General features: G+C 71.0%; 23 protein-coding genes. 7 read left to right on the top strand and 16 right to left on the bottom strand.

What is annotated here, in order from left to right; all coding sequences use genetic code 11:
* The 14 genes from FHU40_RS27485 to FHU40_RS27545 form a co-directional block, all read right to left on the bottom strand.
* Positions 1-330: hypothetical protein (locus tag FHU40_RS27485; protein ID WP_221200370.1), on the bottom strand; the 330-nt coding region annotated here is incomplete at its 3' end.
* Between the two features lie 50 nt (positions 331-380).
* Positions 381-596 carry a hypothetical protein gene (locus FHU40_RS27490; protein WP_343058082.1) on the bottom strand — a complete coding sequence of 72 codons (216 nt, stop codon included), beginning with the start codon at positions 594-596 and terminating at the stop codon, positions 381-383.
* Entirely contained in the window at positions 593-1,159 is a 567-nt protein-coding gene (locus tag FHU40_RS27495) for a hypothetical protein (protein WP_183595678.1), read from the bottom strand. Before FHU40_RS27495 ends, FHU40_RS27490 begins: the two co-directional genes overlap by 4 nt.
* Positions 1,160-1,229: 70 nt before the next feature.
* Complete coding sequence (locus FHU40_RS28740; protein WP_246391639.1) at positions 1,230-1,799, bottom strand: tudor domain-containing protein; 570 nt, start codon at positions 1,797-1,799, stop codon at positions 1,230-1,232.
* A gap of 3 nt (positions 1,800-1,802) precedes the next feature.
* Positions 1,803-1,997, bottom strand: a complete 195-nt coding sequence (locus FHU40_RS27505; RefSeq protein WP_183595679.1) for a hypothetical protein — start codon at positions 1,995-1,997, stop codon at positions 1,803-1,805.
* A gap of 16 nt (positions 1,998-2,013) precedes the next feature.
* On the bottom strand, positions 2,014-2,205 hold the full coding sequence (locus FHU40_RS27510) for a hypothetical protein (protein WP_183595680.1): 192 nt from the start codon (positions 2,203-2,205) through the stop codon (positions 2,014-2,016).
* A gap of 86 nt (positions 2,206-2,291) precedes the next feature.
* Positions 2,292-2,639, bottom strand: coding sequence for a hypothetical protein (locus FHU40_RS27515; protein ID WP_183595681.1), 348 nt, complete (start codon positions 2,637-2,639; stop codon positions 2,292-2,294).
* Between the two features lie 86 nt (positions 2,640-2,725).
* Positions 2,726-2,941: a hypothetical protein gene (locus tag FHU40_RS27520; protein WP_183595682.1), complete on the bottom strand. Its 216-nt coding sequence runs from the start codon at positions 2,939-2,941 to the stop codon at positions 2,726-2,728.
* Between the two features lie 289 nt (positions 2,942-3,230).
* Positions 3,231-3,356: a hypothetical protein gene (locus tag FHU40_RS29255; protein ID WP_281374907.1), complete on the bottom strand. Its 126-nt coding sequence runs from the start codon at positions 3,354-3,356 to the stop codon at positions 3,231-3,233.
* 156 nt (positions 3,357-3,512) lie between these two features.
* A complete protein-coding gene (gene dprA / locus FHU40_RS27525; protein ID WP_183595683.1) occupies positions 3,513-4,544 on the bottom strand; it encodes a DNA-processing protein DprA in 1,032 nt (343 codons plus the stop codon).
* Complete coding sequence (locus FHU40_RS27530; protein WP_183595684.1) at positions 4,541-4,705, bottom strand: hypothetical protein; 165 nt, start codon at positions 4,703-4,705, stop codon at positions 4,541-4,543. Before FHU40_RS27530 ends, dprA begins: the two co-directional genes overlap by 4 nt.
* A 13-nt stretch (positions 4,706-4,718) precedes the next feature.
* Positions 4,719-5,747, bottom strand: coding sequence for a DUF4192 domain-containing protein (locus tag FHU40_RS27535; protein ID WP_183595685.1), 1,029 nt, complete (start codon positions 5,745-5,747; stop codon positions 4,719-4,721).
* 21 nt (positions 5,748-5,768) lie between these two features.
* Positions 5,769-6,158 (bottom strand): single-stranded DNA-binding protein, encoded by a 390-nt coding sequence (locus FHU40_RS27540; protein WP_183595686.1) that lies wholly within the window; start codon positions 6,156-6,158, stop codon positions 5,769-5,771.
* A 242-nt stretch (positions 6,159-6,400) separates the two neighbouring features.
* The gene (locus FHU40_RS27545) at positions 6,401-6,856 is read right to left on the bottom strand and encodes a hypothetical protein (RefSeq protein WP_183595687.1); all 456 of its coding nucleotides are present in this window, start codon (positions 6,854-6,856) and stop codon (positions 6,401-6,403) included.
* Positions 6,857-7,189: 333 nt separating this feature from the next.
* On the opposite strand from FHU40_RS27545, the gene FHU40_RS27550 reads away from it, so the two are divergent.
* From FHU40_RS27550 to FHU40_RS27575, 6 genes are all read left to right on the top strand, one after another.
* Positions 7,190-8,791, top strand: a complete 1,602-nt coding sequence (locus FHU40_RS27550) for a ParB/RepB/Spo0J family partition protein (protein WP_183595688.1) — start codon at positions 7,190-7,192, stop codon at positions 8,789-8,791.
* 116 nt (positions 8,792-8,907) lie between these two features.
* Complete coding sequence (locus FHU40_RS27555) at positions 8,908-9,912, top strand: DUF932 domain-containing protein (protein WP_183595689.1); 1,005 nt, start codon at positions 8,908-8,910, stop codon at positions 9,910-9,912.
* 79 nt (positions 9,913-9,991) lie between these two features.
* Positions 9,992-10,444, top strand: coding sequence for a hypothetical protein (locus FHU40_RS27560; protein WP_183595690.1), 453 nt, complete (start codon positions 9,992-9,994; stop codon positions 10,442-10,444).
* The gene (locus FHU40_RS27565; protein ID WP_183595691.1) at positions 10,444-10,749 is read left to right on the top strand and encodes a hypothetical protein; all 306 of its coding nucleotides are present in this window, start codon (positions 10,444-10,446) and stop codon (positions 10,747-10,749) included. The genes FHU40_RS27560 and FHU40_RS27565 overlap by 1 nt, the downstream gene beginning before the upstream one ends.
* Entirely contained in the window at positions 10,746-10,997 is a 252-nt protein-coding gene (locus FHU40_RS27570; protein ID WP_183595612.1) for a hypothetical protein, read from the top strand. Before FHU40_RS27565 ends, FHU40_RS27570 begins: the two co-directional genes overlap by 4 nt.
* Entirely contained in the window at positions 10,994-11,368 is a 375-nt protein-coding gene (locus FHU40_RS27575; RefSeq protein ID WP_183595611.1) for a hypothetical protein, read from the top strand. The genes FHU40_RS27570 and FHU40_RS27575 overlap by 4 nt, the downstream gene beginning before the upstream one ends.
* A 74-nt stretch (positions 11,369-11,442) precedes the next feature.
* Here FHU40_RS27575 and FHU40_RS27580 read toward each other — a convergent pair whose 3' ends face one another.
* Together FHU40_RS27580 and FHU40_RS27585 are read right to left on the bottom strand one after the other, a co-directional pair.
* Positions 11,443-11,970, bottom strand: a complete 528-nt coding sequence (locus FHU40_RS27580; RefSeq protein WP_183595610.1) for a hypothetical protein — start codon at positions 11,968-11,970, stop codon at positions 11,443-11,445.
* Positions 11,948-12,343, bottom strand: coding sequence for a hypothetical protein (locus FHU40_RS27585; protein ID WP_183595609.1), 396 nt, complete (start codon positions 12,341-12,343; stop codon positions 11,948-11,950). Before FHU40_RS27585 ends, FHU40_RS27580 begins: the two co-directional genes overlap by 23 nt.
* 335 nt (positions 12,344-12,678) lie before the next feature.
* On the opposite strand from FHU40_RS27585, the gene mobF reads away from it, so the two are divergent.
* Positions 12,679-13,926: MobF family relaxase (gene mobF, locus FHU40_RS27590; RefSeq protein WP_183595692.1), on the top strand; the 1,248-nt coding region annotated here is incomplete at its 3' end.

A 13,926-nucleotide genomic window follows, 5' to 3' on the forward strand; every position in this document is an offset into this window, starting at 1 on the left:
GGGTGTGCCCGGGCTGCCGCCGGCGTGTGGTGCCCGTGGTGAGAGCCGACGGCGGGCGGCCTCATCGGGGCTCTCGGAGGGAGGCCCGACCTCCTCTACGTCCAAATCCGCCGGGGCGGCGGCCGCGGCTGGCTGGGTCGCCTCGCTCAGCGATTCGGCCAGGTCCTCTACGTCGGCCTCCAGGACCCGCTCGAGGATGTCGGCGATGCTCGTGGGGGAGCCGTCGCACCCGGCCACCAGGGCCTCGGCCAGCTGGTCGAGGGCGGCGTTGCCGCGGGCGGTGAAGGTGACGACTCCGGGGACCGGGTTCTCGGCTGGGGAAGTGCTCATGGTCCACCTCGCTTCCTGGTCACCTAGGTGCGTAGGAGGGCCGGGAGCGATCAGCCGGAGGGGACGGGGTCGCGCTCGACCCGCAGGGCGATGATCCGCCAGCCCTCGGGGACGCGCCGGCGGGCGGCCTCGAGCGCCTGGTCGTAGTCGACGTCCTCGACGATCAGCTCGTCTCGGCCGAGGGTGTAGCCGCCGCGGTGGTCGGGCGGGATCTCCTGCACCGTGGCGTAGAGCGTCAGCGCGGTCCCGCCAGCTGGGGCTGTCACTGCTGCTCCTGGCTGGCCATGGTGCGCAGCAGGTCGACATCGCGGCGGAACGCCGAGGGGAGTCCGGCGCTTTCCTGAGGGTCCGCCTCGTAGCCGATCAGGCCCGCTTCCACCAGGTCGGCTGCGGTCTCGAGGACGCGCGCCAGGCGCAGCAGTAGTGCCGGGGGCATTTGGACCGACGGCTCGTCGTAGAAGCCGGTGGTGGCGACCTGGTCGCGGATCAGCAGGCCGAGGTAGCTCTGGGCGTGGGCGACCTGCGCCACCCGGTCACGCGTGTGCTCGAGGTCGTCGCGTTCGACGAGGAGGATGCGGATGACCTCGCCCAGGCCGGCGAACACCGTGCCTGCGAACCTCACGGGAACGGCGGCGGTGCGCGGTGCGGCCATCAGGTCCGCGCCCGGAGTCTCGTCGGCGAACCCGAAGACGATCTCCCTGGCCATGCCGGTTAGTGCCTCATCGGTGAGGTAGGTGCGCGCGGTGGCGGGGGTGACGCGCATCTGCTCGGCGACGAACTGGACCCGTGCGTCGAGCAGGTCACCGGCGGCCGCGCGGGACATCGTCATGCCGAGGTCGGATACAGCAGCGAGGAGGTCATCGACGCGCTTCTCGCGCCAAGGTCGAGCTGCCACCTCGTCAGCTGGCCTCTGGGGAGTGGGGGCGCAGCTCCTGGTGGTCGCGCCAGACCTGCTCGCCGTCATCGAACTCGACAGTCCATTCGTCGACGGCGGTGCGCTCCACGATGGTGCCGGGCACCCAGCTGTCGGCGTCATCGCGGCCTTGGACGTCGACGCGCAGCCCGTCGGGGAAGGGGTTGTGGCCACCGAGGTACTCGCTGATGGTGTCCCTGAGCGGCCCGGGCCCATCGGGGGCAGCGCTGACCCAGCGCTCGAGCGGATCACTGGCGGCCCATTCGATGGCGAGGGCGGCGACGTAGGAGGGGGCGGTGGCCGTCGCGGTGGCGAGGTTGTACGCGTCGGTGATCATGCCGATCCACAGCTCGAGCGGCAGTTCGTCGCAGCGGTGGAGTCCGAGGAAGTACTTCTCGACGACCTCGGCCGGGACGCCGCGTTGGTCGAGGTTGCTTTCGACGGCCGCCAGGTGCTCGGTCTGCATCCGGATCGGAACGGTGTTCTCACCAGGCCGGGTCAGTGGGAAGGTCGCCATGGCGACCAGGTCGTCGCGCGTTGCGGCGGAGGTGGTCATGGGTCAGCCCTCCTCGCGGGCGAACAGCTGCTCTACGTAGCACTCGCGGTCGTGGTCGGCCGCGTGCTCGAGCTCGCTGGCGACGTGGTCGGCCTCGGTGGACCCAAATGGGCCGGCGAACCAGGTCTCCCGGTCATCGCTGGCCGGACGTTCGATGACGCGAACGATGTAGTGGATGGTGTGTCGGTACGTGGCCATGTCGTCACGTAGCCGATCAACGCGCCGCGCGGTCGAGCGCGGCCTTCGCCTGGGCGAGCAGCTGGCGGGCCTCGAGGGCCGCCTGACTCTGCTCGTGGGTGGGCCCGGTGCCGGAGCGCCAATCTGAGCGCAGCTCGTCCTCGGCGTCACCGAGGAGTCTGTGCGCCCGCCGGCGCATGTCCTCGAACGTGGGCAGCTCGGTGCTCATCGCGATCTCCTGTCGTCGAGCTCTTCTGCAGTCTGGCTCATGCGTCCGACACTCCGTTCGTTTTCCACAGCGGCCGCGACGAGTGCTCAGCGGCGCTCGCTCGGGTAGTTCGACTTCCCTCCGGGCCAGCGGTAGTAGACCTGCGGCGGCTGGAGCGGCGGGTGGTTGGGGTAGTAGATCGAGTAGGTGTTCGGCCAGTCCCGATCTTCGGGGTGCTCGTTGTCGGTGTGCCCGTCGGCCCAGGCCACGAGCCCGGCCTGATCCGAACTGGACAACGTCGCGTCACAGAAGCCACAGCGGTAGGTGGTCGCTGTCTCGTCCGCGACCGGGGCAGCCTCGGCAAGGGCTGCAAGCGCCTCGTCGATCGCAGCGCGCGCGACCTTGAGGCGTTGGACGACGTCGATCGTGCGTGTCCGAGGGGCTGCGCTGACCACGAGGGCTCCGACGCCCTTAGTGGACACCCTGCGTATCAAGTCCGGCCGTACTCCGCCGGGCGAAGCGCCGAGACGCCCGTCGGTCGCTAGGCAGTCGCCCGAGAGTTGATCCGCCGTGTCGCGACAAGATTCAGCATCGCCGCGCTGAAGAGAACACCTGCGGTACAGATGAAGACGCTGCGCATGCCGGTGGCGCCAGCAACGATGCCGCCGGTGATGGGATATTCATGCAGGTCAGCGGCGTGTCGCGGCAGCCGCCAGTCGTAACGAACCTGCCGACACAGGTGGCGGTCACTGCCCACAAACCACCCTGTCGCTGCAGCATTCCTGCAGGTCAACAGTGCTTTCCCGACCGGTCCGGGTAGTGGAGCGACGCCTTCGCGGTTGATTCATCCGATGCAATACGCAGACTAGAGGTTGACATAATCTAAGTTATCGGCGGTTAACCAACGGGAGTAGAAGTAGATGCATCAACTCCCGCTCCTGCCAGTTTGATTCAGCCTGTGATTTCGCCCGCGATTTGCTATTGGATTGCGCTGCAGAGGGTGGCACCGCGTTCTCGTCGTCGAGCTCCTCGAGCGCATCGTCGGCTCATTCGGCGCGAGGTGCGTTGGCCCAGGTGAGCAGGTCGGGTGCTGCGTCCAAGACGCGCTCGACGCTGACGGTCCACATCCAGTCGACGCGGACAGCCGGCGGCTGGGTGGTCAGGGTGATCACGGGCGGTTCCTTCCTGCGACGTTCGGGCGGCTTGGGTTGGGTGTTGCTCCCGAGTGCGGTCCTGGTCGACGTCGTCGACCAGGACCTAGGAGCTCTCAGCAGAGTAGGTGCGGATCCCGACACGAATCGGGTTATCCACAGGGGCCGCGAAGGCGGTCACCGACGCGGAGCGACGGACGGCGAAGCGCCCGCGGGAACCGCCCGCGGGAGGGACCGCACGGGACCGGGGACGAACGACTCGTCGACCACGTTGGCACCCTCGCCGGCGGCCCGGGCGGCGTGGGTCATGACGTCGGTGATGACGTCTTGAGCGTTGGTGACCGCGCTGGCAGACCCGAGTCGTATCAGCTGGTTAACGCCGGTGGAGGACACGCTGCTGACGGGGCCGGGGACGCCCAGGAGGGGCCGGTGCAGGTTGGTAGTCCAGTGGGCGGTGGTCATCGCGCCGCTGCGTACGGCTCCCTCGACGACCACGGTGCCCTCGGCGAGGCCGGCGGTGATCCGGTTCCGTGCCAGGAAGCGGCTCCGGGTTGGTCCGGCGCCCGGCGGTGCTTCCGAGACGACCAGGCCGCGTTCGGCGATCGTCTCGAGCAGTTGGGCGTGCGCGGCCGGGTAGGGCCGGTCGACGCCGCCGGGCATGACTGCGATGGTCGGGCCGCCCGCGAGGAGGGCGCCGCGGTGTGCGGCCTGGTCGACGCCGAACGCGGCCCCGCTGATGACGGTGTGGCCCATCGTCGCGAGGTCGCGGCTCAGCTCGGTGGCCTGTTCGGTGCCGTAGCTGGTGGCGGCTCGTGAGCCGACGACCGCGACGGCGTTGCCGGCGAGGTGGCGCAGGTCGTGTGATCCGAGGACCCACACGCCGACGGGTTCACCGCCGCGGTCGTGGAGGGCGCCGGCGTCGCGGAGGGCGCCGAGCTGGGTGGGCCACTCGACGTCGCCGGGGATGATGAAGCGGATGCCGCGGGCGGCTGCCTGCTCGAGGACCTGGGCGGGGTCGACGCGGCCGAGCTCCTGGGCGATCCCGAAGCCCCAGTGAGACTCGACCTCGGCCGCGGCCTCGAGGTAGCCGAGGACCTTGCTGGCGCCGAGCTCGCTGACCAGGCCGGTGACGCGGAGGTCGCCGGGCTCGATCGCCCGGCTCAGGGTCACTCTGGCTAGCCGGTCGGCCTCGTCGACGTCGCCGCTCATGCCTGGCCTCCCCACAGCAGCTCGAGGTCGGGGTCGTGGATGACGTCTAGGCGCTTGGCGGGGGCGTAGGCCGCGGGCTCGGGCACCACCAGGCGGCGCAGCTGGCGCTCGGTGGCGCTGGGCTGGGCCTGGGCGATCGGGTCGGTGTCGTCGTGGTTCATGGCGGTTTCCTCCTCAGCGGCCCGGGGCGGGGCGGTCGGTGGTGGGCCGGGTGCCCGGTAGGTCGCGCTGCTGGCTCGGAGGCTGGGGGACGAAGGACTCGTCGAGCTCGCCGGCGAGGTCGCGCATCTGGGTCTGGTACCTCTCCCACTCGCGCGGGTGGATGCCGTTCTGCAGGGCAGAGGCGACGATGGCGGCCATGGAGTAGGGCCGGTCGGCGGGGACCTGGTCCAGCGCGCACCAGGCCTTGGCGCCGTCGCCGTGAAGCCAGCTGGCGAAGCCGAGCATGGAGGCCGGGGCCGCGCGGACCTCGTCGGGCGCGCGGCGAGTGAGGTCGTTCCAGAGCGCCATGTGGGAGGTGTGGTTCTCCCGGCTCATGTCCTCCCAGAGCGCGTCGCGGGTGCTGATCGTCTCCAGGGCGACGAGCATCCGGGCCCCGTCGACGTCGGAGAGCCGGTTGCCGTCGGCGTGGAATTGCTCGAGGCGGTCCAATGCCCAGTCCTGCTCGACGGCGGGGCTGCTGGCGGAGGCTGCTGCTCGAGCTGCGGGGATCAGCTGGGCGATCGGCTCGCGGTCTCCGACCATGGAGGCCGCCAGTGAGGCGCGGTTGGCCGCCGGCTGGGCGGCGCCGGTGAGCACGGTCGCGGCCGCGATCCGATCGGCGGTCGCCTGGGTCTGCAGGCCGGTCTGGCCGGTGTTGAACTCGCGCCAGCGCTCGCCGTCGGACCACAGTCGGATGTGGGTGGTGATGCCCACGGTCTCGAGGCGGTTGGACAGGTGCTGGCTGGCCAGCTCGGCGCTGCGGCGGTCCTCGGTGAAGCAGAGGATGGCCAGCCGGGCTCCGGGGCGGGCGTGACGGCCGTAGGGGCCGCTGACGGCGTCCCAGACCGCCTCGCGGTCGGCGGCGGTGGTTGGGAGGTCGACGCGGGTGATCGGCAGTCCGGGCCGGAACGGCACCAGGACGATCGACTCCTCGGGTTTGAAGCCCAGGACGTGGGGCACCGCGGCGAGCAGCTCGTCCGGGGACTGTACGACGAGATCCATCGAATCGTTCCTCCTTACGGCTCAGCTGGCCTGGGCCGGGCGGGTGGTGCGCTCGATGCGCGCGGAGACGTACTTGAGCGAGACACCGACCTCGCCGAAGCGGTTGTCGACGACCACGACGTCCTTGGTTCGCTTCTCGCCGGTCTCCTTGTCCGGCCAGCTCTCGGTGCGCTCGAGGCCGTGGACGAAGATCGGGTCGCCGGATCCGCAGCTGTCGTGGACGTGTGTGGCGGCCGAGCCGAAGATCTTCACGTTGTGTGCGGTGGGCTCGTCGTTGACCCACTCCCCCTCGTCGTTCTGCACGCGCCGGTTGACCAGGACCCGGCAGCTGACGAACGGCTTGTTCTCGCGGGTGTAGTGCAGTTCGGGAGCCTCGGCCAGGTTGCCGGCGAAGGTGACGTTGGTGGACATGACTTCCTCCTAGGTGACGGCGAGACGGAAATCGGTCCCGCAGTCACCTAGGTCCGCTCAAGGCCCGGCAGCGATCACCTGGCCCGAACTTGTTTCGGATTCGCTCGAGGTCGCAGGGGGGCCTAGGCGCTCGCCGGCGGGCGCAAAGAAGCGCCCCGACCGGCTCTCGGGTACCGGATCGGGGCGCTGGGAAGGACGCTAGGCGCAGCCGCCGACACAACCGTGCCGACGGGCCTGGCCAGCTACGTAGTCGGACGGCGCCGCGGCGGTCGGTTGCTGAGCTTCTGCGGAGGTGGCGGCAGCTCGCGGCCGAGCCGGCGTCGGGAGTGCTCGGCCGCGGCGATGACCGCCTCCTGGGCGAATGCAGACCGGGCGAGCATCCGGCCGAGCTCCTGGCGATCGGCAACCAGGGCGTCCTCGACCGTCTCCATCGTCGAGGCCGGCAGGTCGTGCTTCTTGTTGAAGCTCTTGCGGGTCACGCTGACCAGCGCGGGATGGTTCTCGCCGGCGGCCGCGAGCTCGGCCCGCTGTTGGGGCGATCGTCGGGCGTGCAGCTCGAGCGCCTGGGCGAGCCAGCCGACGAACGAACCGGGCGACTCTGGATCGGTGTCCAGGTCGGCGACGTACGCCGAGCGGGCGAGGTCCCACACGCCGGGCTTCCAGTAGATCCCGACCGGGATCGCGGTCTGGCTCGTCACGCCACCACCACCTCAGCCACTCCCCTGCCCCGCGTGCCGGGGGCGACCGCCGGCGAGCTGCAGCGGCTAACACCAACGCCGCTGCATTCCCGGGCGGGGCCGTGTGCAGCCGTTCCCACTCTCGCTCGATTCCTTCCGTCCAGACAGCTACGAGGTGCAGCTGCGCCGCGCCGCCGCAGCGGAGTCCGCGCCCGGTGACAGCAGGGGTCTTCCCCCACCCTCCGGACGTGCCCACCTTTCCACAGGTTCGCCCTGCGGCCCGGTAGGTATCGGCCCCCGTTGGGAGACTAGGTCATGTCAGTTCTTTCTATTCTACCTATGGAGGACAGCAGCATGACCGACACCATCCAGGCCCCCGCCGACAGCGCCGCCGACGAGGCCACCGAGGCCGTCCAGTCCGAGGAGTTCCTGCACCTCGACCCCGCCGCGATCATCATCGGCACCAACGTCCGCACCGACCTGCGGCCCGACCACAAGGAGTTCCGCAAGTCGATCAAGGAGCGCGGCGTGCTGGAGGCCGTCACGGTCTACCGCGACGAGGACGGACAGTACGTCCTGCTGCGCGGCCAGCGCCGCACCGTGACCGCCGCCGAGGTCGGCACCCCGACCGGCCTGATCCCGGCCCGCGTCGTACCCCAGCCCGCCGACGCCGACCGGATCGGTGACCAGATGGTCGAGAACATCCACCGGGCCGGGATGCGCGAGGCCGAGATCGTCGCGGGCGTGGAGCAGCTGGCCCTGCTCGGCGTGAGCGCCGCGCAGATCGCCAAGCGCACCAGCATCGACCGCCCGACCGTGAACGCCGCCCTGGCGGTCACCAAGGCCGACCAGAGCCGCAACCGCCTCGACTCCGGCGACCTGACCCTGGAAGAGGCCGCGATCTTCGCCGAGTTCGAGCACGACCCCGAGGCCGTCGAGCGGCTGGAGAACGCCAAGCGGTGGCGGCGCTCGCTCGCCCACGAGGCCCAGCGGCTGCGCGACGAAGCCGCCGAGCGCGAGGCCGACGCCGCCGAGGTCGAGCGCCTGCGCGCCGAGGGCCTGCCGATCCTGACCGCCGAGGAGATCGAGCAGGCCGACGAGGTGCTGCGCATCGAGCGGCTGGTCACCGAGGACGGCGAGCCGCTGGCCGAGGACGAGTGGCCCAACGTCCCCGGCGCTCGCGTCCACGTTGTCAAGGAGTGGGTCTACCCCGACGACGAGTACGACGAGGAGAGCGAGGACGGCAGCGACGAGGAGAGCGAGGACTACGAGCCCGCCGAGCCCTACCAGCAGTACGTGCCGGTCTGGGTCGTGACCGACCTCGCCGCCTCCGGCCTGCGTCGTCGCGGCGGCTCCGGCAGCAGCACCGCCGACAGCAGCGACGAGGGCGAGAACGAGGAGGAGGCCGAGGCCCAGCGCGAGCAGCAGCGCCAGGAGCGCCGCCGCGTGATCGCCAACAACAAGGCGTGGGCGAGCGCGGAGACGGTGCGCCGCGAGTGGCTGGCCGGGTTCGTGGCTCGCAAGACCGCCCCGAAGGGAGCCGAGGCCCTGATCTGCGAGGCCGTCGTCACCGGCCACCACTCGCTGAGCAAGGCCATGGATCACCGCCACCCGATGCTGTTCACCCTGTTCGGGGTCGACGTGCCGACTGGCTTCTACTACGGCGCTGGCCCGGAGGAGTGCCGCAAGATCGCCACCAAGGCGAGCACGCCGAAGGCCGCGACCATGACCACGCTCGCGGCGGTCGTGGCGGCGTGGGAGGCGACGACCGGCAAGCACTCGTGGCGCAACCCGAGCGCGTGGGACGCCCGCGTGCTCGGCGCGCTCGTGGAGTGGGGCTACCAGCCCAGCGAGGTCGAGCGGATCCTGCTCGGCGAGGAGCAGCCGACCACCGGCGAGGACGCCAGCGACGCCGCCGACGACAACGCTGACGAGGCCAGCGACAGCGCCGCCTGACCCGTCACCCCTCCCCCACCCGAGGGCGGTTCTCCCTGTGGAGAACCGCCCTTAGTGGAATAGAAACCATAGAATGAACTCAGTTCGTTTGATCCGCTACCCGGGAGGACCCCGACATGTCACACGAGATCGAGACCAACGGCACGCAGGCCGCCGCCGTCTTCGCCCGCAAGGACGCCTGGCACCGCCTGGGCACCACCGTCCGCGACCGCGCGTTCACCGCCGATGAGGCCATGCGGCTCGGTCACCTGGGCGGCTGGAACGTCCGCAAGTTGCCGCTCACCACCGCCGAGGTGAGCGAGGGCGGCGTCACCGCGATCGAGGTCCCCGGCTTCGCCACGGTGCGCACCAACCCGTTCACCGGCGAGCCCGAGGCGCTCGGCGTCGTGGGCGGCGGCTACACGCCGCTGCAGAACGAGGACCACGCCGAGTTCCTGAACCTGCTGGCCGACGAGTCCGGCGCGATCTTCGACACCGCCGGGTCGCTGCGCGGCGGTCGGCAGGTGTTCATCACCATGCAGCTGCCGGACTCGCTCACCGTCGGCGGCACCGACCGCGTCGACCTGAACATCGCCGCGCTCAACAGCCACGACGGCTCCAGCGCGTTTCGCATCCTCGTGACCCCGGTCCGCGTCGTGTGCGCGAACACCCAGAGCGCGGCGCTGCGCAACCACGAGTCGTCGTTCTCGATCCGGCACACCCGCAACGCCAAGGCCGCCGTGCAGGCCGCCCGCGACGCGCTCGGCCTGACGTTCACCTACGTCGACGCGTTCCAGGTCGAGGCTGAGCGGCTGATCCAGAAGACCATGACCGACGCCGCGTTCGACGCCCTGATCGACGCCACGTTCGGCAAGGCCGAGGCCAGCGCGACCAAGCGCGTGCGCGAGACCGAGCGCCGTCGCCGCTCCCGGCTGCACTGGCTCTTCGCCGACGCCGACACGCAGGCCGGCATCCGCGACACCGCGTGGGCTGGCTACCAGGCCGTCGCGGAGTACGTCGACCACTACGCCCCGGTCCGCACCAAGGGCGACGAGAAGACCGCCCGCGCCACCCGCGTCCTCACAAGCGACGACCCCGACCGGATCAAGCGCCGCGCCTGGACCGCGCTGGCCCCCGCCTGACCGTCCGTCCCGCAAGTCCTCCGGTGGCGGGCTGAGACCCCGAGTCCGGCCCGCCACCGGCCCAAACGAAGGAGGAGCCATGGCCGACACGACCACCGACACTGACCTCGCCACCGAGCAGGTTCGCGCGTGGGATCTCCGACCTACCGACACTCTGGTCGACCCTGACACCGGAGTCGCGTTCCCCATCACCACGGTGACCGTGGACGAACCCGGCCGCGCCGGGCGCGAGGTCCACATCGCAGCCTTGGTCCTCGGCGCCCGCACCCTGCCGCTCAACCAGTTCGTCACCATCGCGAAGCGGGACAACGTGTCGACTGGCGCTGCCCCCGACGTCGAGGCGAACGCCGCCACGGACCGGCACACCCTCAGCGAGACGGCCTGCGACCTGATCGTCATCGAGCACCGGCTGCGCGACGTGCGCCGGTGGACCCCCGAGACCGCCCGCGCCCACTTGGACGCGGCCCTGTCCAGCGTCGCCACGGCGCTGGACACCCTGCACGCCACTCGCACTACCGAACAGGAGCAGTGATGACCGAGCAGACCCAGCCGGAGCCGACCGGCACCGTGATCAGCGAGCGCGACCAGCGCCGCATCGTCGCCGCCATGATGGCGATGCCGTACGCCGCCAGCAGCCGCGTCCCGAAGCCGTGGACCGCGATGGGCGAGGCGGTCACCGCCGATGCCGTCGTGGCGTTCCTCGACGGCCTCGCCGAGGTCCTGACCGAGGTCGGCACGGAGAACGACCAGCACCGCCGCCGCCTGTTCTCTCTCGAGGCCGACGTGGAGGCTTTCCGCCGCCTCATCGGCACCGCGCCCGCCGAGGTGACCCCGTGAGCGCGCACATCGAGTGGCTGGCCGCCCGCGAGACCAGCGTCCAGGTGTTCACCCCCGGCGAGGACTGGGTGGGAGCCGGTGAGCACCGCCAGCCGGTCCTCACGCTGGCCGGGGACGACGTGGTGGCGATCCAGGGCACGCCCGCCGAGTTGCGCGCGCTCGCCGCACGGATCACTGCCGTGGCCACCGCCGCCGCTGGGCGGCTCGACTTCGCCGCCGCGACCGCTCGGGAAGACCAGCCAGCATGAGCGACGACGACGCCACGCTGCGTGCGCTGGAGGCCCGCGCGACCCCCGGCCCCTGGACTCCCGCCGGTGACAAGATCCGCGCCACCGCCACCGACGCCCTGATCCCGGACAACATCCTCGTCGCCTACGCCGGTGCTCACTGGCAGCGGCTCGGCTTCAAGACGTACCCACGCGGGGGCGACGTTCCCGAGCACGCGCCCGACGTCGAGTTCATGGCCGCTGCCCGCACCGCGCTGCCCGACCGCATGGACCGGCTCGACCGCATCCGCGACCTTCACGCCCGGTGGGGCGAGCAGGCACCCGAGGACGCGGACGGCTACCTCGACCTGTGGGAGACGCTCGGTCGACTCCTCGACGGCGAACCCGCCTGACCATTCCGACCCCCCCTCAAGTACGCCCGCAGCGCTCATCGCGGCGGGCCTCCTTCTGCGTGGGCGTCGGGCCGTCACCACAAGGTCAGCTGCTCGCCCAGCAGCTCCTGGAGCCGAGCAAGGTCGTCGGCTACGAGCTGGGGGTCCTCACGCGCCAGGTCACGCAGTTCCCGCGCGCGTCGACGCGGGCCGCGCGGGTCGGCCAGCGGGCTGTACGGCAGCCGCCGCTGCACCGACCACTCACGGCGGTTCTGCGCCGCGCTCGACACCACGACGTGGTCCGGCGCGATCCGCTGGCACAGCGGGTTGTGGCAGCGGTGCCCGAGCAGCCGCGCCTCCGCCAGCGCGTCAACGCCGTGCATGACTGCGTACGCGAACCGGTGAGCGATGATCACCCGCCCCGGGGCGTACCAGAACCGGCCATGGCCACCGCCGTCCGTGCGCTCCCGCTCGGAGCGACCGGCCACCGCCCCGGTCCACCACAGGCACTCACTGCCCGGCACCGTGGCGACCTTCGCCCGGTAGCGCGTGAGCACCGCCGGGTCCGCGATCGCTGCCGCGACCGCCGCGAGGCCGGCGTCATCCAGCCGACGTACCGGCACCCGCTCCCCCGCTCCCGGCCGACGCCAGCGCCGCGCCGTCGTCGCGCACGTCGTCGCGTACGTCGTCGCTCGGCTCGCCGTCCGCGTTGGCGAGCCGCCGCAGCCGCGTCGCCTCCCGCACGGTGACCGTCTCGCCGCACCACTCCACGGCCTCGCCCAGGGACAGGCCCTCGACCTCGATCAACTCCCGCAGCGCCTCACCGGCGCGCTTCTCGGTCTCGGCCACCGCCGCGTCCCGCTGACCGATCGCGACCATGACCTGTTCGGCCAGGTCGATCACCCGGCGCTCGCGCTCCTCGCGCTCCTTGCGCCGCTTCTCGGCCATCTCCCGCGCCGTTCGCCGCGCCTGCTGCTTGATCGTCTGCTGACTCATCCGGTCCTCACTCCGTGTCGACATGGACTCTGACAGTCACCTACGACAAATCCCGGTGCCCGTGCGATCACCACCGGCCAAGAAACTTCCGAACCCGACGACCTCGACCCCCGAACCAGCCCAGCCAGAACCCAGCCCGACCCATCCACCCCAGCCAGCCCGAACCCGACGACCTCGCCGTCACCGACGCCCCTCAGCGTCCCCCCTGATTTCCGCGACCTTCCAAGTGCCACACACCTCTTGCATTCTCGGTCTGCCGAATAGAAAGAACACATCAAAAATCCGGCCGGAAGTGATCGCACCGCGCACCCGCGCGCACGTAGGTGACCGTGACGATGAGCCTCCACAAGCTGACGGCGGGGTCGGGGTACGACTACCTGACCCGCCAGGTCGCAGCGATGGACGCCACCGACAAGGGCCACACCGGGCTGGCGAGCTACTACACCGAGAAGGGCGAGACCCCCGGCGTCTGGGTCGGATCCGGCATGGAGGGACTCGAAGGGCTCGACGCCGGCGACATCGTCACCGCCGACCACATGCAGGCGCTGTTCGGCTCCGGTCACCACCCGCTGGCCACCCAGCGGACCAAGGAGCTGGACCTGCGCATCGGCCGCGACGGTGTCGACCGGCCGACCGACGCGGACTACAAGACGGCCCGCCAGCTCGGCACGCCGTACAAGGTCTACGACAACGACATCAGCCCCTTCCGGATCGAGGTCGCCAAGCGCATCGCGGCCCTCAACGAGGCCGCCGGCCTGCCGGGTGACTGGCCGGTCCCCGCGGCCGACCGGGCCAAGATCCGCACCGAGGTCGGCACCGAGTTCTTCCGTGCCGATCACGGCCGCGAGCCCACCGACGCCCGCGAGCTCGCCGCCGCGATCGCCAAGCACTCCCGCCCCAAGACCAACGCCGTGGCCGGCTACGACCTGACCTTCTCCCCGGTCAAGAGCGTCTCGGTGCTGTGGGCGATCGCCGACCCGAAGACCGCCGCGGTGATCGAGCGGGCCCACCAGGCGGCGATCAAGGACGCCCTGGGCTTCATCGAGTCCAAGGCGCTGTTCACCCGCCGCGGCACCAACGGCGTCCGCCAGGTCGACGTCCGCGGACTGGTGGCCACCGCGTTCACCCACCGCGACTCCCGCTCCGGCGACCCCGACCTGCACACCCACGTCGCCGTCGCGAACAAGGTCCAGACCCTCGACGGCAAGTGGCTGGCCATCGACGGCCGACCGCTGCACAAGGCGGTCGTCTCGGCCTCGGAGACCTACAACACCGCACTCGAGCGCCACCTGGTCGACGCCCTCGGCGTGCGGTTCGAGGAGCGCCCGAACGAGGACGCCCGCAAGCGACCGGTGCGCGAGATCGTCGGCGTCGACCCCGACCTCAACCGCCGCTTCTCCAAGCGCCGCGCCAACGTCGAGGACCGCCGCAAGGTCCTCGCGGCCGCGTTCCAGGCCACCCACGGCCGCCCGCCCACGCCGGTGGAGACCATCCAGCTGTCCCAGCAGGCGACGCTGGAGACCCGCGAGGCCAAGCACGAGCCCCGCTCGCTGGCCGAGCAGCGCGAGACCTGGAACCGCGAA

Source organism: Nocardioides soli, assembly GCF_014191495.1.
Taxonomy (GTDB): domain Bacteria; phylum Actinomycetota; class Actinomycetes; order Propionibacteriales; family Nocardioidaceae; genus Nocardioides; species Nocardioides soli.

What these genes read in the sequence shown, in the direction of transcription:
- FHU40_RS27495 (WP_183595678.1), bottom strand. Translation starts at nt 1,159, where the DNA reads ATGACGATGTCCCGCGCGGCCGCCGGTGACCTGCTCGACGCACGGGTC.
- FHU40_RS27575 (WP_183595611.1), top strand. Translation starts at nt 10,994, where the DNA reads ATGAGCGACGACGACGCCACGCTGCGTGCGCTGGAGGCCCGCGCGACC.
- dprA (WP_183595683.1), bottom strand. Translation starts at nt 4,544, where the DNA reads ATGAGCGGCGACGTCGACGAGGCCGACCGGCTAGCCAGAGTGACCCTG.
- FHU40_RS27585 (WP_183595609.1), bottom strand. Translation starts at nt 12,343, where the DNA reads ATGAGTCAGCAGACGATCAAGCAGCAGGCGCGGCGAACGGCGCGGGAG.
- FHU40_RS28740 (WP_246391639.1), bottom strand. Translation starts at nt 1,799, where the DNA reads ATGACCACCTCCGCCGCAACGCGCGACGACCTGGTCGCCATGGCGACC.
- FHU40_RS27540 (WP_183595686.1), bottom strand. Translation starts at nt 6,158, where the DNA reads ATGTCCACCAACGTCACCTTCGCCGGCAACCTGGCCGAGGCTCCCGAA.
- FHU40_RS27560 (WP_183595690.1), top strand. Translation starts at nt 9,992, where the DNA reads ATGGCCGACACGACCACCGACACTGACCTCGCCACCGAGCAGGTTCGC.
- FHU40_RS27535 (WP_183595685.1), bottom strand. Translation starts at nt 5,747, where the DNA reads ATGGATCTCGTCGTACAGTCCCCGGACGAGCTGCTCGCCGCGGTGCCC.
- FHU40_RS27565 (WP_183595691.1), top strand. Translation starts at nt 10,444, where the DNA reads ATGACCGAGCAGACCCAGCCGGAGCCGACCGGCACCGTGATCAGCGAG.
- FHU40_RS27510 (WP_183595680.1), bottom strand. Translation starts at nt 2,205, where the DNA reads ATGAGCACCGAGCTGCCCACGTTCGAGGACATGCGCCGGCGGGCGCAC.
- FHU40_RS27555 (WP_183595689.1), top strand. Translation starts at nt 8,908, where the DNA reads ATGTCACACGAGATCGAGACCAACGGCACGCAGGCCGCCGCCGTCTTC.
- FHU40_RS27530 (WP_183595684.1), bottom strand. Translation starts at nt 4,705, where the DNA reads ATGAACCACGACGACACCGACCCGATCGCCCAGGCCCAGCCCAGCGCC.
- FHU40_RS27505 (WP_183595679.1), bottom strand. Translation starts at nt 1,997, where the DNA reads ATGGCCACGTACCGACACACCATCCACTACATCGTTCGCGTCATCGAA.
- FHU40_RS27550 (WP_183595688.1), top strand. Translation starts at nt 7,190, where the DNA reads ATGACCGACACCATCCAGGCCCCCGCCGACAGCGCCGCCGACGAGGCC.